Origin of the sequence: Bacillus sp. F56 (genome assembly GCF_001748205.1) — a bacterium.
Taxonomy (GTDB): domain Bacteria; phylum Bacillota; class Bacilli; order Bacillales; family Bacillaceae; genus Bacillus; species Bacillus stercoris.
Map to the genome: position 1 here is coordinate 360,655 of NZ_BDFC01000005.1, position 18,894 is coordinate 379,548.

An 18,894-nucleotide genomic window follows, 5' to 3' on the forward strand; every position below is an offset into this window, starting at 1 on the left:
GTCCATACGGGCAGCCTTTTCCTACTAATTTGCTTCTCTTTGTTTTTTAACCTCTTCAAGCTGAGAAACTGTGACCAATTGATAACCTTGATCGGTGAGCTTTTTCATAATTTCATCGGCCGCATCAGCAGAGGTGCGGTAAATATCGTGAATCAAGATGGTTCTTCCATCTCCCGCCTGGCTCATGACACGGTCAACGATTGTTTTTTTGTTACGGTCTTTCCAATCTTCCGGGTCAACGTCCCATAATGCGACATCCATTTTCATTTGACTCCGCAGTTCATCATTAATGCCGCCGTATGGGGGTCTTACAAGCGTCGGGCGGTACCCGCTTATTTTTTCAATGATGTCTTGCGTGTCATTGATCTGCTTTAGCGCTTCTTTCACTGGAAGCCTTGTGAGAAGAGGGTGGCTCCACGAATGGTTCCCCACCTCATTTCCTTCTTTCAGCATTCTGATTAGCGTTTCCGGATAATATTGAACCCTGCTCCCCAAAACAAAAAACGTGGCATGCCCCTTATATTTCTTCAAGGAATCCAGAATCTGATTTGTTGTCGCAGGATTCGGCCCGTCATCGAAAGTAAGTGCAATGACTTTTTGATTTGGATCAACCGTTTCCTCTTTGGGTAAAGAAATCACTTCATGCTTCGGCTTTTGTTCTTTGATTTTATTTTTATTTTTTGCTTTATCAATATATTGTTCTTTCAGAATGTCTTTCAAAAGACTTTTCTTAATGGCAATTGATTGCTCTCCAAGATAGCCTGCTGCAACCTGATATGTATCAAAGTAAAGTTCGATATAATCTTCCTTGATGGCAAACCGGCTGAAGTTTTCTTTTTTCGGAGCCGTCCCTTCCTTTAACAGCGCATCATCCGCTGCAATGTCCTTATTCTTTTTCAGCTCGTGATAAGCGATTAACGAAAGCTTGTGTAAGTAGTCAGTGTCCTCTTTGAAAATATCATCAATGGAAAGAAACGCTTGTTTACTAAAATCATAGTTAAACGTTTTTTTCACGGTTTGACCGTGTGCGCCCCCGATATATTTATATTCATTAAATACAATCGCCACTGTCTGTTTGGCATAATGGACAATTTTATAATCAACATTTAATTCGTTGCGCTTAGTCGTATGCTCTTGGTCAACGTTTTTTGTTTCCTTTTGAAATTGGCGAACCTCTTTTTCTGCGAATCTTTTTAATACCGAATCCATTTTTTTATTTTTGAAAACGGGATAGTTTACCGCGTAATTAAACGTTTTCCCGTCATTGACAAGCGTTGCGATCTCAACATTCCCATACTGAGAATCAGTTCTTACTTTATTCATGACCGTTTCTTTTTTCAACGAATGATTATGGAAAAAGCCAATAAGGCCCACCACAATTACAACTGCTATTAATACATGAAACCATTTGATTCTTTTTACTAACAACAAAAACTCCTTCTTTCGTAGCCATTTCGATTTATTCTTCATCAGTTAGAACTGTATCTGTTTAGAAACACTCTTGTAATATTTAAGTAACATTTATTTCACATTTGTAATACTATGAGATTTAGAAGTTCATGTCAATCCTTTTTAAGGAATTTCGGCATAAAATAAACCGGGTTTCATGAATGTACATACACCCAACTTAAGCATCAAGAATATGGTAAAAGGAATAAAAAAAGCAGGGAGGTTTTCCTCTTGGATTATCCTTTGAATGAACAGCTATTTGAACAAATGACACCTTATGATGAGAGACAGCCTTATTTTTATCCGCGTCCGAGACCGCCATTTTATCCGCCTTATTATTATCCAAGACCGTACTATCCGTTTTATCCGCGTCCGCCTTACTATTACCCGCGCCCGCGGCCTTACTACCCTTGGTACGGTTACGGCGGAGGTTATGGCGGAGGATTCGGCGGCGGTTACGGATATTAAGCGTCGCTTGCTAAAATGGGGGCAGTCCAGCTCCCCATTTTTTCATTAAAAATGACAATATCATGACAAATATAGGAAACAATTGTGATTCCATAGCCCTCTTGTTACGATAACTAAAGCATGCGGTTTTTGGGGGAGGCGTCTATTTTTTGGGGAATACAAGAGATTCGGCAGCCATATCTGAAACGAAATACATAAAAGCTTCGAATCGGGTAACCATTTACGATTTTATCAAACTTGCAAAACCCGGCATTATCATATCAAACTCGATAGCAGCCTTTGGCGGATTTTGGATCGCGTTTGCAAGCGCAGGAAAACAATTAACCGGAATGGCTTTTTTGATGACAATGGTGACAGCAATGTTGGGAACCGCGTTTGTGATGGCTTCCGGCACTGTCTATAACAACTATTTTGATCGGCATATGGATGCAAAAATGGCACGCACTCGCAGCAGGGCCTCGGTCACAGGGAAAATGCCGCCAGCCATGATCCTAACATATGGCACTGTGTTAGGAATCGCAGGTCTAGCCATGCTTTATTCCCTCAATCCATTAACGGCCCTTCTCGGACTGGCCGCCTTTATTTTTTATGCGATCATCTATACAGTATGGGTGAAACGAACGTCTGTGTGGAGCACATTTGTCGGGAGCTTTCCTGGAGCTGCGCCGCCATTGATGGGGTATTGTGCCGTAACCGGAGATTTCAGTATGGCAGCAGTGCTGTTGTACACGATTATGTTTTTGTGGCAGCCCCCGCATTTCTGGGCGATTGGGATAAGACGCAAAGAGGAATATCGTGCGGCTGGCGTTCCGCTTTTGCCAGTTGTCAAAGGCAATCATGTAACAAAAATAAAAATGATGCAATATATTGCCCTTCTGGTGCCGATTACGCTATTATTTCCTTTTTCTCTCGGCACTGGCCATATAAGCCCATTTTATTTCTTAGCCGCCTTGGTTCTTGGGGGCATATGGATCAAAAAAAGCATCAAGGGATTCAAAACAGACGATGACGTGAAGTGGGCGAAGGATATGTTTGTCTACTCGCTCATTTATTTTTGTTTGCTGTTCTTCATCATGATGATCGATTCATTTGTGATGTTTCTGATCAGATGATGCAAAAAGAGCCACACATTAATGTGACTCTTTTTTGTTTGGAAAGACAGCCTCTAATAGAAATGTCACAGCAAAAAACACTGCCATGCAAATCAAAAACCGTACGACTTCACTCAAAATCCAGCTATCAGCAATACGCATGCCATCGGTTTCTCGGAGGGTTGCGCATATTGAAAAAATCATGAGTATGTTTTTTAGAGTTTCTTTGTTCATGAAATACCATCGCTTTCTTGAATAGGATGACTTAAAAGCAAAATAAATGATCAGGTCAGTCAGGCCAAATATGAAACATGTCGCCATCGTTGCATGTTGATGTTTTTTTGCAGCCCATTGCAAAGTTCAGCAAAACAGATGAAAACCGTTCAGTGATTAAACAGATCTTTTGAAATAGACAAAGCGGAGGAAAGGCCGAACCGTCTGCTTCTGTACTTTCTCCTACTATCAATACGAACATTTAAAAATTCAGTAACAATTAGCAAAAAGACTGCCGTCCCCCAGCATACTTTCGGGTTTCGCTAAAGTTCATAAATAAAATCGCTAATATATGATTCTCCAATCCATAAACCCGAACACTTTTTCCATCATCAGGTATTATAATCCAAACACAAATAAAAAAATAGACTTACGTTCGAGTTGCGTGAAAGAGAAATTGCAAGAATAACCCAGAGGGTGGTAATATATTGTTTGATTTTCCCATATTTAGATTTGGAGGTCACACAAAAGTGAAGGGAATATTTTTAGTTGTTCAGCTTGGATTTTCTATTATGGTATTTCTGTTTTTAGCCGCTGTTAATTGGTATCAAGGAAGCGAGCTTGTTTCAGATCGATTTGATTGGAACTATACTGCTAAAATCTCAAAACTGCTTAATGGAATGGATACCGTCAGCAGCCACAAACAAATTTCACAGCTAGATTTTTTCATCTACTCCGCTAAACACTACCCTGTCATGAGTACGTTAATGATCATCTCTTTCTTATATGTTCTGGCCGCTCTTTTTTTACTTATATACTCAGTCAAATGCAATAAGCAAGAGATTCATGTTAATAATCCCTGAGGTTTTCGGAACTTCTTGCTCAATCTTCCGTATATCCTAATAGGAGGGATCAAATGATGAAAGAATATGAATTCGTAAGAGTTGAGCTGAGTACGATGAGAAGAAGGCCTAAAGAAGACTACCAGCAAATCATCCATGATTATGCGAAAAGAGGCTGGAGATTCGTTCAGATTTTCGCGCCCAGTATAGATGGGTATGGGGCAGCTGCTTATTTTGAAATCATATTTGAAAGGGATGCGGAAAAAGCTTAATCGATACGACTAAGCTTTTTCGTTTACCCTATATCTGCAATCTATACAATTTCTGCAAATTCGGCATCACATGATTTGGCTAAATCTTGCGGCGCCAACTTTATCTGCATACCGATTTTCCCTGCACTGACAATGATAAAATCAAGCGTTTCTGCAGATGCGTCAATATAGGTCGGGAACAATTTTTTCATGCCAATGGGTGAACAGCCGCCGCGAAGATAGCCAGTTACCGCTAATAGCTCTTTCATTGCAATCATCTCTATTTTCTTTTCGCCTGTCACTTTTGCTGCCTTTTTTACATCTAACTCTTCTGCTACAGGCACAACAAAGACATAATATTGTTTAGTTCCTGCTGCTGCCACCAATGTTTTATATACATACTCCAAAGGATAACCGATTTTCTCCGAAACAGAGATGCCATCTGCCGGCTGTCCGTCTGTTTTATACCCTAATAACTCATAAGAAATGTTCTGCTGTTCAATTAGACGGACCGCATTTGTTTTTGCCATTTTTTTCGCCATCGTTTTCACCCGCTATCAAAATAAATGTAATCTTCTTTTTTACAGTTAATATGTAAATTCTATCATCCTAACCTGCATTTTCAAGGTTACTAGCATTGAATCAACGAAAGGACAAATTGATTAACCTGGATTCCTATAGCTCATTATTAATCAACATGAAACAAAACAGGAATGAACGAATGACAACCACATACAATTTGTATGAATGTAAAAATAAGGAGTGGTTGCTTTGTATCATTACTTGTATGGTCCTGCGTTAATTCCTTACTCTTCACATACTCATACTCCTCAAAGAAGTCCAGACTTTTCAGAAAGACAGCGAAGAAGAGAAATCACATTGACTGTAGACGGCATTATCCCCCCATCTTCCTCCGAGGATCTCGGCGACGGCTTTTATTCTTATGCATGGACGAACCAGCAGGTCATCAATCCAGGCGAATACCTAGTTTGTCATCTTGAAGGAAGGGATATCAATGTGGTAAATGGCGGGTTCACTCCGCGGGATACTGCTCCATTGTATGCGGTAGCAAGCTTTCCAAGACGAAGAAACCAATGGGTCATTATCATTCATAATCCTGTTCAAACCCAAAGAGCCCTATCGCTTTATTTGATTGCGAAAAGGTAGCACAACATGTTATCAGAAACCCTGCATTCAGCACAGAAAAACGGGTAGGAACACTTTGACATCAGCATTTTCCTACCCATTTTGGTACTGGGCTAGCTCTCACCTATCAATCCCCCTCAAGTTCCTCATCTTTTTCTACTGCCAAGGTACCAGAGAAAATTATTATATGTTATTATGATTTCCAGTAAAAAGAAAAGAGGATTAGATATATGGTTCTCCTTGAAACGAATCGATTACGATTACAAACAATTGATATTCCCCTTCTCGACGCCGCGTCTAAACAAGATCATCAAGCGATCAAAGACTTAGGATATGAAACAAATGGTGAATGGCCAAATTCTGATTTTTTTGAAGCGATACCTTATTTTCGTGAGATTTTAGTGAAAAACAATGGAACAAACGGATTTGATTCATGGATTATTGTAAAGAAGGACAGTCATGAAATTGTTGGAGGAACTGGATTTTTAGGTGACCCAGACGAGAATGGCGTAATTGAAATCGGTTTTGCGACAAATAAAAGTCATCGCCGCAAAGGTTATTGTGTGGAAGCCTGCCAAGAACTAATAAACTGGGCATTAAGCCAAGAAGCAGTGAACCGGATTACCGCAAGATGTGAACATGATAATCTAGGATCACAAAAAACTTTGGAGAAGCTAGGGTTCACATTGGATCATAAATCAGCGGATTATATGCATTGGATATATGTTACAAAGTAGAGGCGTAATTACAAAAGCAGGCTCAGTGCCTGCTTTTGTTGGATTATTTACCTCTGTGCTTCTTTTTCGCTTTTTGCTTTTTGAGCATATACCTCTGCTCTTTTACATGTTCTCGTTGCTCTTTCGTTATTTGTTTTTTCTTTTGCTTTCTTGCATCAAGCTCTAGTTTTATTGCCTCTTGAGCTTTTGAAGTTACTCCGCCATTTTTCACTTCTTTTGAAACCTGACGCTGCAATCTTTTTGGATTGATCTTTTTCTGACGTCTGCCTTGTAAACGAACTCCTTCCTGCTCTGTTTGGGCCATCATATTCAAGAGTTGGTTATGAACAAATGCCAGCACTTCAGAATCCTTCGGCTCTTTGCCAAAAAGATGACGAAAGGCTCTTAGCTTTCCATTGTTCACAGTTTCAACAACGCCTACCCAAAACTGACCATCATAGTAAACCGTTAATTTCATAACGATTCCCTCCTCATAAAAGATACGAAAGAATGATGGACATCCCGAGGAGGGGAAGGTTACTGACATGATCAATCATGCATCCGGACTACCAACCGAATCGTGTTTTTTCATTCTTTACCTTATACAGAAAATAGTGTAGCATTTCTTCTCCGACTATTAAACTCTTATTTGATTTAGATCATCGCTGGAGAATAGGCGTCTTCACTCGCAAATGTATTTCTCAAGCCCTGCCATGTTACAAATGGGAGACGATACATTCGGCATACCCTTCGAGTTTAAATTCTCCAAAACCATGAGGCAGCAACATATGATCTCCTTTTTTGAAAGGATAGATATATTCACCAGAGATCATACGGCCCTCCCCTTCAATCACACTGATAAGAAGGAATGTTTTTTGCTGCTTTAAGCTTGCTGATCCTGATAACTTCCATTTCCCCACCGAAAAGTAAGCGCATTCAATCAATGTCGTTGTAAGCAAGTCCTCAATTTGTTCATGATGAACCGTTTGCCGCTCTGGAATAGACGGGACCTCTATCACTTCGATGCTCTTTTTCAGATGAAGCTCGCGCAGCTTGCCTTCTTCATCTTTTCGGTCATAATCATATAATCTGTAAGTTGTGTCTGAATTCTGCTGCGTCTCTAAAGCCAGAATCCCTTTTCCAATCGCATGAACAGTGCCGCTTGGCACATAGAAAAAATCCCCCGGCTTTACCTTTACTCGGCGCAAGAGCTCATCCCATTCTCCACGCTCTATCATGGCAATTAGTTCTTCCTTTGTTTTTGCATTGTGGCCGTAAATAATCTCTGCATCTTTTTCGCAATCAATAATGTACCAGCATTCAGTTTTTCCAAGCTCACCGTTTTCATGTATTTTGGCAAATTCATCATTGGGATGCACCTGAACAGATAAGTCTTGGTCAGCATCTAATATTTTTGTAAGCAGAGGAAAACGATCCCCTTCAAGCTGTCCAAATAAATGTCTGTGATGTTCCCATAATTCGCTGAGCGTGAGCCCCTTATACATTCCGTTTTGAACAACGCTTTGACCGTTTTGATGCGCGGCAAAAGCCCAGCACTCCCCTGTTCGTTGTGACGGAATGGTATAGCCAAAATCAGCTAAAGCGGTTCCGCCCCAAATTCTTTCTTTGAAAACAGGCTTGAAAAATAACGGTTCAATCGTCATGAAAATCCCCCCGCTTTATTCGATTTCTTCCAGCAGTTTGTATGCCTCTTCTGTTGTTTGCACGGAGAGCAGCCGCTTCCTATAATTGTCATCCATTAGCTTTCGAGATAGCATCTGCAATATTTTCAGATGCTGGTTCCCTCCGCTTTCTTTTGGTACAGCAATCATAAAGATTAATTTAGCTTCTGATCCATCCAGACTGTTCCAGTCAACGCCTGATCTTTTGATCCCAAAGGCAACGCTTGGCTCCCTGACCGCCTCAGACTTTCCGTGCGGAATCGCGATATTCATGCCAATCGCCGTTGTTCCCTGTTGTTCACGCTTCAAAATGGATTGTTTAAACCCGCTCTCTGAAAGCAGCGCACCTCTGCGGGACAATTTTTGAATCATTTCCTCAATGATGTCATCCCTGGTTTCACCCGATAAATTTGGTTCAATTAATTCCGGGCTGATAATGTCTGTCAGTTTTTTTATCTCCGCCACCTCAGCTTTTGGGCTTTCGACTTGAATTGGCTGCTTTATTTCGTTTGCTGCCGCAGCTTCACTTGGCGCAGAGGACGGTACAGTTTCACTGAGCACAGGAGATGCCGTAATATCTTTTTTTAGGACATTGACGAACAGAGCGGTGACAAGGGAACCAGCAATCACAGCAATAAAAAACATCAAGACATGATCAACTGCGCCAAGCACTGCAACAATAGGTCCGCCGTGTGCCACTCTGTCCCCCACATTGCCAATCATGGCTATCACAGAACCTGTCATTGAGCCTGCCATAATACTTGGAATGACGCGCAGAGGGTCCTGCGCCGCAAATGGAATCGCTCCTTCAGTAATGCCGAAGAGCCCCATCGTAAATGCCGCTTTCCCCATTTCTCTTTGGGATGTCTCGAATTTTCTTTTTCCTAAAAACGTCGCAATGCCAAGGCCAATCGGCGGGATACAAATGGCGACAGCAATTGGTCCCATAATTTCATAATTTCCTTCTCCAATCATTGCCGATCCAAACAGAAATGCGACCTTATTTACGGGACCGCCCATATCAAATGAGATCATCGCACCTAAAATCAATGCCAGAAGGATCGAGCTCGAGCCTTTCATTCCCGCCAGCCAAACCGTTAATGAGGCGAAAATTTGAGCTACAGGCGCACCGATCAAAAATACAAACGCTAAACCTACAATCAGAGATGCAAATACCGGAATAATAATAATCGGCATAATCGGTTGGATGGCTTTTGGCACCTTTACTTTTTTTATCCATAGTGCAGCATATCCAGCCAAAAATCCGGCAATGATTCCCCCAAGGAATCCGGCGCCGCTTGCGCTGTCATAAAAACTGCCAGTCGCCGCAATATATCCGCCGATCATCCCTGGCACAAGACCCGGTTTATCAGCGATGCTATAGGCGATATAGCCGGCTAAAATCGGAATCATAAATGAAAATGAAGCACTGCCGATCTGTTCAATCGTTTTCCAGAAGGAGTCATCCGGAATAACTAAGCCTTTAGGTGTTTTCTCCCCTCCAAGCGTTAATGCAACCGCTATCAATAATCCGCCGACGACAATGAAAGGAACCATAAATGAAACGCCGTTCATTAAATGACGGTAAATAGGATTTTGCTTCTTCTCCTGGTGATTGCCAGATTCCGATTTTGCAGCGGAACGATAGACCGGTATATCCCCGTTAAGAGCGGTTTGAATCAATTCTTCCGGTTTGCGGATGCCGTCCTGTACCCCGACAGACAGCAGTTTTTTGCCTATAAACCGGTCTTTGTTTACCGAGCGGTCTGCAGCAATAATGATTGCGTCCGCTTCGCGAATTTCCTCTTCGGTTAGCTTATTTTCGACACCAATTCCCCCCTGGGTCTCAACTTTGATGCTGACGCCCATTCTGTCAGCAGCTTTTTGCAGATTTTCCGCTGCCATATACGTATGGGCGATTCCGTTCGGACAAGAAGTAATCGCTAACAGTTTCATAGGAAACCTCCTTTAAAGTGTGAATAATAAGATCTTGTCTCAACTGTATACCGAAATCAGCACTTAAAAATCGCTTTTTTTACCATAGGTTCCGGAAATAAAGGCACTTTTCCCTATAACAAAAAAAAGCAAGGAATAATCCCTGCTTTTTAATAATCCAAATGAGATAAAAATGACATGACATTGGTTTCTTTCGTCAGCTTTTGGACAAAGGCCGGCTGCTCGCTAAGATATGAAAGCTCGCTAAACAGCTGCTTTGTCATGGTTTGATCCTCGTGTTTGACAGCCAGCATAAAGACAAGCGAAACTTTTTCATTTCCCCATTCAAGCGGCTCCTTTAATGTGGCAATCGCGATTGCTGATTGTTTAATAAATTTAGCGTTCGCATGAGGAATGGCAATGCCTGATCCAATATTTGTCGCCGACATTTTTTCCCTCATCACCGCATGAACCGCATAGTCCTTTTCAACATAGCCTTTCTCAAACAAAGCTATCGCCAACTGTTCAATTAACTTGTAGCGATGCTCCGCCTCCTGCTGCAAAAAAACCAAAAAAGGAGTCGTATTGTTCAGCATCTGAAACGTTTTTTGTTTTTGGCGGTGTGGTTTGCCCAGCTGACGTATAAATGCACTTAATTTCTTCTCTTCGCCAGGCTCTAACAGCGGAGACACAACAATATGGGGGGCCGTTATATTCTCCAGCGCAATGGTGGATATGACAAGATCGATATCCTCATGCTTTTTGATATAATCCTTTAAATCGGCCTTTGCAATACAAGCCATTACAGCGATTTGGTGATATTTCCGTTCAATTTTCGTCCGCAGCAATTGGGACATCCCAATTCCCATGTGGCAGACGACGATCGCCTTTTTATGTGCCTCGCTGCTGCACTGCATCCGTTCGATGGCTGCTTGAAAATGCAGTGTCAAATATGCTGCCTCTTCCTCAGGAATATGAAGATCAAATGTTTGATTGATGTCTTCCAAAACGTCAATGATAAGATGAAACAAATAAGGATACATCTTTTTAATATCATTCAGCATAGGATTCGATACTGAAAGATCGTAGCTCAGCCGCTGTAACACTGTATTGAGATGAATGTTCAAACCATTGATCAAATCAACGTCTTTGTGAAAATCCATCATTTTCAGCTCTGAAACACGATTGATTAAATGCTCTACAACCTTAGGAAGCACAGCATTTTCAAAGTTTTCTTCTTTCTGTAATGGATAACGAACTTTACCGCCCAATATATGTAATGTTAAATACACGGCTTCTTCTTCTGGAAAACGGATTGCAAAAACCGGTTCAAGCCGTTGTAAACAAGCAAATGTCCATTGATATTCTTTCTTCTTTTTTACTGCCGCCATTTCTTTCGGGGACAACGAGATCGGCTGCTTCATTTTGATCCGGCGTACCATTAATAATGTATGCAGCAGCAAACTCTCAAACGTTTCATCTGTGAAATAGAGAGAATGCTTTTTTTGTAATGATTTGATTTCTCTCGTCACAAAGTCTACTTCATAATGTAAAAACTTACTTTTAATAAATTGGCTCGTAAACTCTGTATTGTGAATCAAATCAGATATTCTTGCCAATGCCTTTCTTTTATTTCTTTCGTTCCCTTCAACCTTTAATCCAAGCCGCTGCCTAGAAACGAGCGTGAGATCAAAACGCTTCAGCCACTCTTCTACTGCGTATAAATTCTTTTTAATGGCAGATCGATTGACAAAATGCCGAGCGGCAATTTCTTTTGCGGAAACAGGCTTCGGATTCATTAATAAATCATAAGCAATTTGCAGCATTCTTTCTTCATCGGTCCGCTGCCTAGAAGAAAAATGTTCAGTATGTAATTGTTGGCTTAGCCAGGTCCTTTCCTGTTCTTCTATATGTAAATAAACGCCCAACCCTGGTTTTCGAATAAGCTGTGCATGAGAATGCTCATTGAGATAATCCTCGATCACTTTCAAATCATTCCGGATCGTTTTTTCAGAACACTGTACCCTATCTGCGAAATCTTGCACAACTAAATAGTCATCAGGTTCAGATAACAACAGATACAAAATCTCTTTTTGTCTTGAATTTATGTATTCCATCTGTTTTTCTATCCTTCCTGTCAGTATCCACTTGAGCAAATTCATAGTATAAGTATACTATATAAGAAACCGTTTACATTATAAAATAAAATCATAGAGACAAAAGTTTTGTTTTTTACCGAAGCTTCCGGAAAAAAGCGATTTTTATATTCTTTGAGTTTGTTATGTAATGTATTTTTTATCGTTATTCAGCAGAAATTCATAAAAATACTCCAATTCTTCACCTATTTAGAACGAAGATTTTCTAATGTATGAGTACGAAAGTAAGAACATGATGAAGAAAAGTGATTTGGTATCTTTGGGGATAAAGTGCAGGTAACAAAATTCCCACACGCTCAACAAACTAATAACCCCACCAAATGTGTTTTATAAGATTTTAAAGATGGCCATTCTCTCTCAGCAATTTTCAATCATAAATACAAACTCTGTGCAGGGCACACAATAGTCTTAGCTCAAATCAGTTGATCGTTCACATATTATTAACATTTATTTACAAGGAAAATAATTACTTTTATTGAATTGTTATAGTGCAAGACAAAAAACTTTAAAGGAGTGTTTCAAAATGAATTTCAAAAAAACTGTTGTTTCTGCTTTATCGATTTCTGCGTTAGCTCTGTCGGTCAGCGGGGTAGCTTCAGCTCATGAAATAAACTCCACACCTACTGAAGTAAAGAACATTTCTATTTCACCTACACATGTTATCAAGATTCAAGACTATAATTTACCTCTAAAAGTTGGAGAAACCTATTCTGTTAAAAATAATTCAGCTACTCGTTATTGGACTGATAACCAAAAAGTTGCTGAAGTCGATCAAAATGGTTTAGTGACGGCTAAATCAAAAGGGAAAGCCACGATTACTTTGTTTAAAGGTACTGCAGTATTCGGAAAAGTATATGTAACGGTTTATTAATCTCTTAACCGCCAGATTTTCTGAATGCAAAACATGCATGAATAAAATAAGGTCCCCCTCTAAAAAGAGAAGGGACCTTATTTTATTTCAATTGCGCTTCAAGTTTAGATTTATTTTTTGGAATACATCATACATTGGTTTATATTGTGTTTCATTAGCTTAGCCCCGAATAAATCCACCTTCTGAATGAATAATTTGTCCAGTTATCCATTCAGCCTCATCACTTGCAAGAAAAGCAATAATTCGTGCCGCATCATCTGGTGTGCCAATACGCCCCATTGGAAATTTAGGTGAAAGAAAATTTCTTATTTCATCTGTCATCCATGTAGAATCTGTTGGCCCTGGGTTTACAGCGTTAACAGTGATGCCCAATGGTGCAAGTTCTTGTGATAACGACCTAGTAAAGGCAGAAATAGCTCCTTTTGTAGCTGCATACGCTAACTCCCCAGGCAAAGGGCCTAAATCCTGCCCTGATGTCATATTGATGATTCTTCCTGATATTAAATTAGATTTTTTAAACCGACGGGCGAATTCAACACAAAGAAGAAAATTTGATCTCATATTAACCGCATAATGATCATCAAGTGATTTAGCATCTAACGATACATAATTATCACTTGCGGAATGAGCTGCATTATTAATAAGGATGGAAGGATATCCTAATTTATCTGTAATTTTTTCATGTATTGTGAATGCAGCATGTGCATCTGATAAATCAATTTTCATTGCCTCACAACGGACACCCATATGTAAAATTTCTTGTTGAAATTCTTCTATCCAGGCCGCATTAGAATTCCAGTGAGTAAAGAAGATATGTATACCCTGTGAGGCTAACTTACGACATATAGCCGTACCAATATCTCCTTGACTGCTTGCTCCTGTAATTAGTGCAATTTTTTCTTGAGAATGACTCATTATTTTAACCTCCAATTTATACGGAGTATCTCCATTATTATGGTAACAAGTTATCCAAAGATATAATCCATTAAATCTAGCAAAGCTGACTTTGAATACATTTCAAAATCAGCTCAAAAAAAACATTTTCGTCTCCAAAAAATATTAAATAGAAAAAAATAAGAGTTGGACAACAATTCACTACTTAATCACAAGTGGCTGATTCTATGTCATTGAATGTCTCTTTTTAAAAAGCCTTTCAATCATTCACATTGTTTTTCATTAACCATTCTACTTCCGTTAATTCTTGTTTTTGAACGTCTATTGTGTGTTTTTTCGTAAAATGGGTTTTCACAGCTTCTTCGTTTTCCCAAATCTCCCAAAGCATTATTTTACGTTCTGATGGCTCAAGCGGATAAGCATGAAATGTAATACAACCCTCTTCTTTGTTCGTTTCTTCCTCAAGTTTTTTGAATTCCTTCATTATCTCATTAAGGTCTTTATCACTGATGATTTTTAAACATGCCGTTATGTAATGCATCGAAATTCCCCCTCTTCCCATCATTTCATGGCTTTTCATTATAACATTTTCTTGAAAAATGAAAACAACTGCGACATTAAGACAGCAATTGATTTTATGGACGGTGTTAATGATAAGATTGATGATACAATTTATGGCGCCAAAGACTTGGTTGGGTTCCGAATGGGCATATTCGCAACCATACGATCCAGAAACCTTCACAACTTCGGCCCGATGTAGATAAACAAAAAACTCTTAATACAAAAAAATAAAAACCCTTGCTATGCAAGGGTTTAACCTATGATTCCGACTGGGCTCGAACCAGTGACCTTTCCCCTGTCAAGGTAGTGATTATGTTCTGACACGAACGGATGTTTTATTTCGAAACCTTATTTTATAGGGTTTTCTGACAAGTATTTCTGATAAAAAATCTTCTGTTTTGACTAAAAATGAACAAGTTGGTCCCCAATTCGTCCCCATCTGTCCCCAAATCCAACTATCGCCAAAGAAACATACGTTCGAATATCATCCTTGTAGAAGATGAGCAAATGACTGATTTTGAACGGAAAGTATATCAGTTCATAGTGAATATGCATCTGTATGGAAAGAATCCAACTCTGGACGATTTGAAAAGGAAAACAGGAAATAGTAAAGAGGATATTCGCACAGCTGTGAAAAGCCTTTTGATGGAAGGTGAATTGAAGTGGGATAAGCAACAAAAAAAGTGGATAATATAAATAAAAAAGCTCACTTGTTGTAGGGCTTTTTTATTTATATTTATTGTGTTTTTCTTCTTGATCTTTTATCATTTGGGCGACATTCATAGTAGGAAGAATTACAGGCTGTTCACTACCTTTACTGGTTAAATCTGAAACAAGGGATCTTAAGTAGGGAAACAAAATTGAAACCCCATTAACTTTAAAGAACTTTACCTTCTCTTCCTCTGGGAATTCATCGTTATTGAAAATAAAATGCCCTTGGACTTTACAATTTAAATAAAATGAATTTGACACTAAATCCTTATCCCCTAGTTCAATGCCTAGAATTAAATCTGCTTCATCTTTCGTTTCATCTTCGAACTCTAACTCGAAATCAAAAATCGGGGAAAGGACTGCTTCATCACCTTCAAAGTTATTATTAAATTTGTAATTAACATCAATAATATTGTAATCGTCAAACTGAAAAAATGATTTCATATTTAGGCTGCCTCTACTAATTCGTTTTTATAGAAATTCTTTTCTTCTTTTATAATTTCTACTTTATGTTGATTACTGTCTCTTGTAATGGAGAAGTCATCTAATTTAAAGTCCTCGTGATAATACAAATCATCATCACACTCTGAGAAAAGATCATCAATATTAATACGATATCTTTCTCCATTGACATTTGCAAAAACACCTGGTTCAGATGAATTCAAAGTGATTTTTATACCCAAATTCTCCGCATCTTTAATTAGCTCTGGATTATTAAATTCACGTCTCATCTTCATCACATCTTTTCTATAGTTTTCTTTTTTGTTTTGTTTTTTTTCTTCTTCTAAAAGTATGCATATTGATTACATTGTTTATACCCGTTTTCGTAAAATCAATAACACTTAAATCCCTGATACAAACCTGAACTCCCTGAACAAACACATCCATTTTTTTGAAGGTCTCATCTTCATTTAATGTAGATTGAACAAAAAAGGTTCTTTGAATTGCTTTAATGTTTGTTGGTAATTCATTGCAAAAAAAACATCTGTAAATATGTTTGATTTTACTATGATCATCTGTAGTAAGTTCAATTTCAGCTTTTTCTTCAAGGATTTTTCTTTTCACTTCGGTCTTAATGTATCTATTAAAATAATTCAATCCGCTTCTAGTATCTAAATTTAAAAACGAATTGTTATCCAAACTAACAATAGTTTTTATAACTGCGGTTTCCGACCCTTTTATTTTATTCTTCGCCCATATCTTAGCTTGTTCTGGATCTTCCCTAAAGAAATAAGCACCCTGCCCAAGCCAATGGTCATTTCGAATATCGCCAGATGTGAAGTTCTGTTCAGTAATAATCTTTTGAGCTGATTCTAGACTGGTTCCATGAAAACCAACGATATCAATATTGTATGTTCCTTCATCCATCAAAATGATTAACCTCATTATTTAGATTATAAGCACACAAAATTGTGGAAAAATGGTATTTTTATTTTGTTATATTCTGATGTGTACTTTCCGTCACTTACTAATGATTCCATATTAGACTACTTTTTTGAGGAAAACAATATTTTTGATTGATTTATTTCAACTATTATTGTATAATCTACATCTTGATTTTTCTGACCAGGTAATCATCTATATATAGTGTTTCGTTTTCTCTCTAAAACAGAACAAAATACTATATATAGATAAAACACTTGATTTTCGGTCATCCAATCAATATATAGTATTAACAATTTAGATCATAATCTTTTTTTATAGGTGGCATTCGTATTACAAATTATTACATGAAAATCCCTTCTGAATTTACAGAAGGGTTTCATTCATCATACGGCCGGTACTTCTTCCGGCCGGCTTCTAATTCTATTTTAAGGGCTTGTACATGTCCCAGCAAAAACAATGCAACTGTTCCAACCTTTTTAACCGGTTTGAGCTTTCCTGAAGTCACAAGGGTGCTTAATCGCTGCCGAGTGATTCCAAGCAGCTCACCCGCTTCCGCTGCCGTCAAAACTTCTTCCTGGATAAACTTAATTTTTTCGCTTTCTTTCATGTCGGCTTTCTCTCCACATCATAATGAATCCTTTTAACAAGGTAATAACAACGGCTATCATCAATACAGTATGCGCAATCTTTCCAGACATACCCTCATCAGTCAGATCAATTGCAACGATCCCGGCAACCAAAATGAGCAAAACGGCAAAGTCACCTGTGCTGTACTGCTTAAAATATTTTTTCATACTATCGTGGACGTGATATAATGTATGAGCAAGGGGATTTCTCCCCTTGTCTCACTAGTATCAGCGCTTCTTGCTTGTCCGGCGGGAGCGCTTTTTCTTTTTCTTGCTATGCTTTTCGCTTTCCTTTTGCCATATGTCGTAGATGTGTTTAATGATGGTCACGATACCAGCGATAGCAAGAATCCAGTTTCTCACCTCGTCCACTTCAGCACCTCCTTTCTATACTTTAATTATACGATACCTATTTACCATTGTAAATAGGTATCGGGGATAAATCCTTCTTAATTAAAAAAATTATATTTGTGATTAATTTAGTTTGTTAAGGGAAATTTAAGGTAATTACCAGCAATATTATGGTATTGTTGTTTCTGTTGCTTTAGATCTTCAGAATATAAGGGTCAAAAGTAATAGAAATAACAAGAATTGAGGTAATAAGAATGAAAAAGAGCAGTATTATTCTAATTTTAATGCTCGTATCTATTTGCTCTGCTATAATACCAATGCACACTAAAGCAGAAGAACAAATTGATTATAATGCAATTTATAATCAGGCAGTCAAAGAAGGAGTTATTAAACAACAAGAATTAAGTTATAATGATTGGCTTAAGCAAAATGTTGAATTCAAGATGATTTATGATGCAGGTATAAAAGAAAATGTTTTAGAACCAACACTTGGCTACGCAGAATGGATTAAATTAAACCATTATGGACAACCACCAAAAGATGATGATACAAAGTTTACAAGCTATACTATAGGTTCTACAAAATCAAACGGTTCAATGCTATCAACATCTACTTCAAAGATTAAAGTTACACAACTATCTAGTTTTAAGATTAAACCTGGAGATATATTGATCACTAACTCCACTTCTTCAGCCGGAATTGTAGGACATTGTGCAATTGCAAATGGAGCTAATCATATTTTAGATATGCCAGGATACGGAAACAAAAAGGATAATAACAGACAGCTTACTGTTTCACAATGGTTGTCTAAATATAGTAATGGTTGGATTAAAGTTTATCGGTTAAAAAATAGTAGTATAGCATCAAAGGTTGCAAAATATGCGGATAAACACTATTATTCAAGTACAGGGAGTGCAAAAAAGAATATACATATTGCTTATGGCCTTACGCGCCGACTCTACAAATTCTCACCTAGTTATTGCTCTAAATTAGTATATGATGCTTATTGGTTTGGCTCCGGTTCTGCAAAGGTCCTGAACGGCGCAAGTGGATACGTTTTGCCATTCACTTTACTTGACTACTTTTGGCATGATTATAGACCATCTAAAGTGCATACTTATTAATTGAAAAGGAGGGGAATTAAAATGAATAAAAAAATAATTTTTATCATTTTAATTTTGCTCATCATTATTGGCGGTATTTTTTCAATTATTCATTTTCATAACAGGAGTGAAGCCGAAGAGAAAATTGATCAATACATCGCCGATTACGGAATTCCAAAAAGTAAAATTAAATCTGAAGAATACCCTATGTTTAATTCATTAAGCGCACCTAAAGGTTTTACTAAAACTATTTATGTAAAGAATGAAAATAATAAAAATAATTATTACATTTTTCACTATGATCCTTCGAGTAAAAAAGTAACGTTCTCAGGTGTGGTTGAAGGAAATGAAATATCCATGCAAGATAAATTGATTAAGAAATTGAAGTACCAACCTTCTGATAAGGTATTAAATCAATAATATTTAGGAAAAGCCCTCAAAT

At 38.2% G+C, this 18,894-nt stretch carries 22 protein-coding genes and 1 pseudogene; 10 read left to right on the forward strand and 13 right to left on the reverse strand.

Features of this window, described 5'->3' with window-relative positions; all coding sequences use genetic code 11:
* Positions 1-24: 24 nt before the first annotated feature.
* Positions 25-1,428, reverse strand: a complete 1,404-nt coding sequence (gene pdaC / locus BFW96_RS06450) for a peptidoglycan-N-acetylmuramic acid deacetylase PdaC (RefSeq protein ID WP_083252814.1) — start codon at positions 1,426-1,428, stop codon at positions 25-27.
* A gap of 252 nt (positions 1,429-1,680) precedes the next feature.
* Between pdaC and cotT the strand changes: the two genes are divergently transcribed.
* The 4 genes and pseudogenes from cotT to BFW96_RS06475 all read left to right on the forward strand — a co-directional run bounded on the left by cotT (position 1,681) and on the right by BFW96_RS06475 (position 4,335).
* Positions 1,681-1,917, forward strand: coding sequence for a spore coat protein CotT (gene cotT / locus BFW96_RS06455; RefSeq protein WP_069149406.1), 237 nt, complete (start codon positions 1,681-1,683; stop codon positions 1,915-1,917).
* 109 nt (positions 1,918-2,026) lie between these two features.
* Positions 2,027-3,029 (forward strand): annotated as a pseudogene (cyoE, locus tag BFW96_RS06460) (heme o synthase).
* 722 nt (positions 3,030-3,751) lie between these two features.
* Positions 3,752-4,084, forward strand: coding sequence for a YjdJ family protein (locus tag BFW96_RS06470; RefSeq protein WP_014663588.1), 333 nt, complete (start codon positions 3,752-3,754; stop codon positions 4,082-4,084).
* Between the two features lie 56 nt (positions 4,085-4,140).
* Entirely contained in the window at positions 4,141-4,335 is a 195-nt protein-coding gene (locus BFW96_RS06475) for a DUF4177 domain-containing protein (RefSeq protein ID WP_003232825.1), read from the forward strand.
* Between the two features lie 41 nt (positions 4,336-4,376).
* Here BFW96_RS06475 and ybaK read toward each other — a convergent pair whose 3' ends face one another.
* Positions 4,377-4,856 carry a Cys-tRNA(Pro) deacylase gene (gene ybaK, locus BFW96_RS06480; RefSeq protein ID WP_069838969.1) on the reverse strand — a complete coding sequence of 160 codons (480 nt, stop codon included), beginning with the start codon at positions 4,854-4,856 and terminating at the stop codon, positions 4,377-4,379.
* 229 nt (positions 4,857-5,085) lie between these two features.
* Between ybaK and BFW96_RS06485 the strand changes: the two genes are divergently transcribed.
* Both BFW96_RS06485 and BFW96_RS06490 read left to right on the forward strand, forming a co-directional pair.
* Positions 5,086-5,481, forward strand: coding sequence for a hypothetical protein (locus tag BFW96_RS06485; RefSeq protein WP_069838970.1), 396 nt, complete (start codon positions 5,086-5,088; stop codon positions 5,479-5,481).
* A gap of 209 nt (positions 5,482-5,690) precedes the next feature.
* Positions 5,691-6,197 (forward strand): GNAT family N-acetyltransferase, encoded by a 507-nt coding sequence (locus BFW96_RS06490; RefSeq protein WP_040083416.1) that lies wholly within the window; start codon positions 5,691-5,693, stop codon positions 6,195-6,197.
* 43 nt (positions 6,198-6,240) lie between these two features.
* Here the strand turns inward: BFW96_RS06490 and BFW96_RS06495 are convergent, their stop codons facing one another.
* The 4 genes from BFW96_RS06495 to manR all read right to left on the reverse strand — a co-directional run bounded on the left by BFW96_RS06495 (position 6,241) and on the right by manR (position 11,910).
* Positions 6,241-6,723, reverse strand: coding sequence for a YjdF family protein (locus tag BFW96_RS06495; RefSeq protein ID WP_083252815.1), 483 nt, complete (start codon positions 6,721-6,723; stop codon positions 6,241-6,243).
* A gap of 169 nt (positions 6,724-6,892) precedes the next feature.
* The gene (gene manA / locus BFW96_RS06500) at positions 6,893-7,840 is read right to left on the reverse strand and encodes a mannose-6-phosphate isomerase, class I (RefSeq protein ID WP_069838972.1); all 948 of its coding nucleotides are present in this window, start codon (positions 7,838-7,840) and stop codon (positions 6,893-6,895) included.
* A 15-nt stretch (positions 7,841-7,855) separates the two neighbouring features.
* Positions 7,856-9,814, reverse strand: coding sequence for a PTS mannose transporter subunit IIABC (gene manP / locus BFW96_RS06505; protein WP_069838973.1), 1,959 nt, complete (start codon positions 9,812-9,814; stop codon positions 7,856-7,858).
* 149 nt (positions 9,815-9,963) lie between these two features.
* Positions 9,964-11,910, reverse strand: coding sequence for a mannose transport/utilization transcriptional regulator ManR (gene manR / locus BFW96_RS06510; protein WP_069838974.1), 1,947 nt, complete (start codon positions 11,908-11,910; stop codon positions 9,964-9,966).
* 562 nt (positions 11,911-12,472) lie between these two features.
* Between manR and BFW96_RS06515 the strand changes: the two genes are divergently transcribed.
* Positions 12,473-12,820, forward strand: a complete 348-nt coding sequence (locus BFW96_RS06515) for a BLB8/JUQZ-1 family protein (RefSeq protein ID WP_003232839.1) — start codon at positions 12,473-12,475, stop codon at positions 12,818-12,820.
* Positions 12,821-12,979: 159 nt separating this feature from the next.
* On the opposite strand, the gene BFW96_RS06520 is transcribed toward BFW96_RS06515, so the two are convergent.
* Together BFW96_RS06520 and BFW96_RS06525 are read right to left on the reverse strand one after the other, a co-directional pair.
* Complete coding sequence (locus BFW96_RS06520; protein WP_069838975.1) at positions 12,980-13,735, reverse strand: SDR family oxidoreductase; 756 nt, start codon at positions 13,733-13,735, stop codon at positions 12,980-12,982.
* 238 nt (positions 13,736-13,973) lie between these two features.
* Complete coding sequence (locus tag BFW96_RS06525) at positions 13,974-14,294, reverse strand: putative quinol monooxygenase (protein WP_083252816.1); 321 nt, start codon at positions 14,292-14,294, stop codon at positions 13,974-13,976.
* A 488-nt stretch (positions 14,295-14,782) separates the two neighbouring features.
* Here BFW96_RS06525 and BFW96_RS06530 point away from each other — a divergent pair, with 488 nt between their 5' ends.
* Positions 14,783-14,971 (forward strand): hypothetical protein, encoded by a 189-nt coding sequence (locus BFW96_RS06530; protein ID WP_069838976.1) that lies wholly within the window; start codon positions 14,783-14,785, stop codon positions 14,969-14,971.
* Between the two features lie 30 nt (positions 14,972-15,001).
* Here the strand turns inward: BFW96_RS06530 and BFW96_RS06535 are convergent, their stop codons facing one another.
* The 5 genes from BFW96_RS06535 to BFW96_RS21685 all read right to left on the reverse strand — a co-directional run bounded on the left by BFW96_RS06535 (position 15,002) and on the right by BFW96_RS21685 (position 17,370).
* On the reverse strand, positions 15,002-15,430 hold the full coding sequence (locus BFW96_RS06535) for a protein-export chaperone SecB (RefSeq protein WP_069838977.1): 429 nt from the start codon (positions 15,428-15,430) through the stop codon (positions 15,002-15,004).
* A 2-nt stretch (positions 15,431-15,432) separates the two neighbouring features.
* Positions 15,433-15,717: a hypothetical protein gene (locus BFW96_RS06540; protein ID WP_069838978.1), complete on the reverse strand. Its 285-nt coding sequence runs from the start codon at positions 15,715-15,717 to the stop codon at positions 15,433-15,435.
* Between the two features lie 16 nt (positions 15,718-15,733).
* Complete coding sequence (locus BFW96_RS06545; RefSeq protein ID WP_139123524.1) at positions 15,734-16,354, reverse strand: hypothetical protein; 621 nt, start codon at positions 16,352-16,354, stop codon at positions 15,734-15,736.
* Positions 16,355-16,748: 394 nt separating this feature from the next.
* Positions 16,749-16,979, reverse strand: coding sequence for a helix-turn-helix domain-containing protein (locus tag BFW96_RS06550; RefSeq protein WP_069838980.1), 231 nt, complete (start codon positions 16,977-16,979; stop codon positions 16,749-16,751).
* A 247-nt stretch (positions 16,980-17,226) separates the two neighbouring features.
* Positions 17,227-17,370, reverse strand: coding sequence for a hypothetical protein (locus tag BFW96_RS21685; protein ID WP_015715414.1), 144 nt, complete (start codon positions 17,368-17,370; stop codon positions 17,227-17,229).
* Between the two features lie 233 nt (positions 17,371-17,603).
* Between BFW96_RS21685 and BFW96_RS06555 the strand changes: the two genes are divergently transcribed.
* Together BFW96_RS06555 and BFW96_RS06560 are read left to right on the forward strand one after the other, a co-directional pair.
* On the forward strand, positions 17,604-18,473 hold the full coding sequence (locus BFW96_RS06555) for a C40 family peptidase (protein ID WP_069838981.1): 870 nt from the start codon (positions 17,604-17,606) through the stop codon (positions 18,471-18,473).
* A gap of 21 nt (positions 18,474-18,494) precedes the next feature.
* Positions 18,495-18,872 carry a DUF3139 domain-containing protein gene (locus BFW96_RS06560; protein ID WP_069838982.1) on the forward strand — a complete coding sequence of 126 codons (378 nt, stop codon included), beginning with the start codon at positions 18,495-18,497 and terminating at the stop codon, positions 18,870-18,872.
* The last annotated feature ends 22 nt before the right edge of the window (positions 18,873-18,894 follow it).

Excerpts from the sequence above, each read along its gene's own strand:
- BFW96_RS06475 (WP_003232825.1), top strand. The coding sequence starts at position 4,141 with ATGAAAGAATATGAATTCGTAAGAGTTGAGCTGAGTACGATGAGAAGA.
- ybaK (WP_069838969.1), bottom strand. The coding sequence starts at position 4,856 with ATGGCGAAAAAAATGGCAAAAACAAATGCGGTCCGTCTAATTGAACAG.
- BFW96_RS06490 (WP_040083416.1), top strand. The coding sequence starts at position 5,691 with ATGGTTCTCCTTGAAACGAATCGATTACGATTACAAACAATTGATATT.
- BFW96_RS06495 (WP_083252815.1), bottom strand. The coding sequence starts at position 6,723 with ATGTCAGTAACCTTCCCCTCCTCGGGATGTCCATCATTCTTTCGTATC.
- manA (WP_069838972.1), bottom strand. The coding sequence starts at position 7,840 with ATGACGATTGAACCGTTATTTTTCAAGCCTGTTTTCAAAGAAAGAATT.
- manP (WP_069838973.1), bottom strand. The coding sequence starts at position 9,814 with ATGAAACTGTTAGCGATTACTTCTTGTCCGAACGGAATCGCCCATACG.
- manR (WP_069838974.1), bottom strand. The coding sequence starts at position 11,910 with ATGGAATACATAAATTCAAGACAAAAAGAGATTTTGTATCTGTTGTTA.
- BFW96_RS06515 (WP_003232839.1), top strand. The coding sequence starts at position 12,473 with ATGAATTTCAAAAAAACTGTTGTTTCTGCTTTATCGATTTCTGCGTTA.
- BFW96_RS06520 (WP_069838975.1), bottom strand. The coding sequence starts at position 13,735 with ATGAGTCATTCTCAAGAAAAAATTGCACTAATTACAGGAGCAAGCAGT.
- BFW96_RS06525 (WP_083252816.1), bottom strand. The coding sequence starts at position 14,294 with ATGAAAAGCCATGAAATGATGGGAAGAGGGGGAATTTCGATGCATTAC.
- BFW96_RS06530 (WP_069838976.1), top strand. The coding sequence starts at position 14,783 with ATGACTGATTTTGAACGGAAAGTATATCAGTTCATAGTGAATATGCAT.
- BFW96_RS06535 (WP_069838977.1), bottom strand. The coding sequence starts at position 15,430 with ATGAAATCATTTTTTCAGTTTGACGATTACAATATTATTGATGTTAAT.
- BFW96_RS06540 (WP_069838978.1), bottom strand. The coding sequence starts at position 15,717 with ATGAGACGTGAATTTAATAATCCAGAGCTAATTAAAGATGCGGAGAAT.
- BFW96_RS06545 (WP_139123524.1), bottom strand. The coding sequence starts at position 16,354 with ATGGATGAAGGAACATACAATATTGATATCGTTGGTTTTCATGGAACC.
- BFW96_RS06550 (WP_069838980.1), bottom strand. The coding sequence starts at position 16,979 with ATGAAAGAAAGCGAAAAAATTAAGTTTATCCAGGAAGAAGTTTTGACG.
- BFW96_RS06555 (WP_069838981.1), top strand. The coding sequence starts at position 17,604 with ATGAAAAAGAGCAGTATTATTCTAATTTTAATGCTCGTATCTATTTGC.
- BFW96_RS06560 (WP_069838982.1), top strand. The coding sequence starts at position 18,495 with ATGAATAAAAAAATAATTTTTATCATTTTAATTTTGCTCATCATTATT.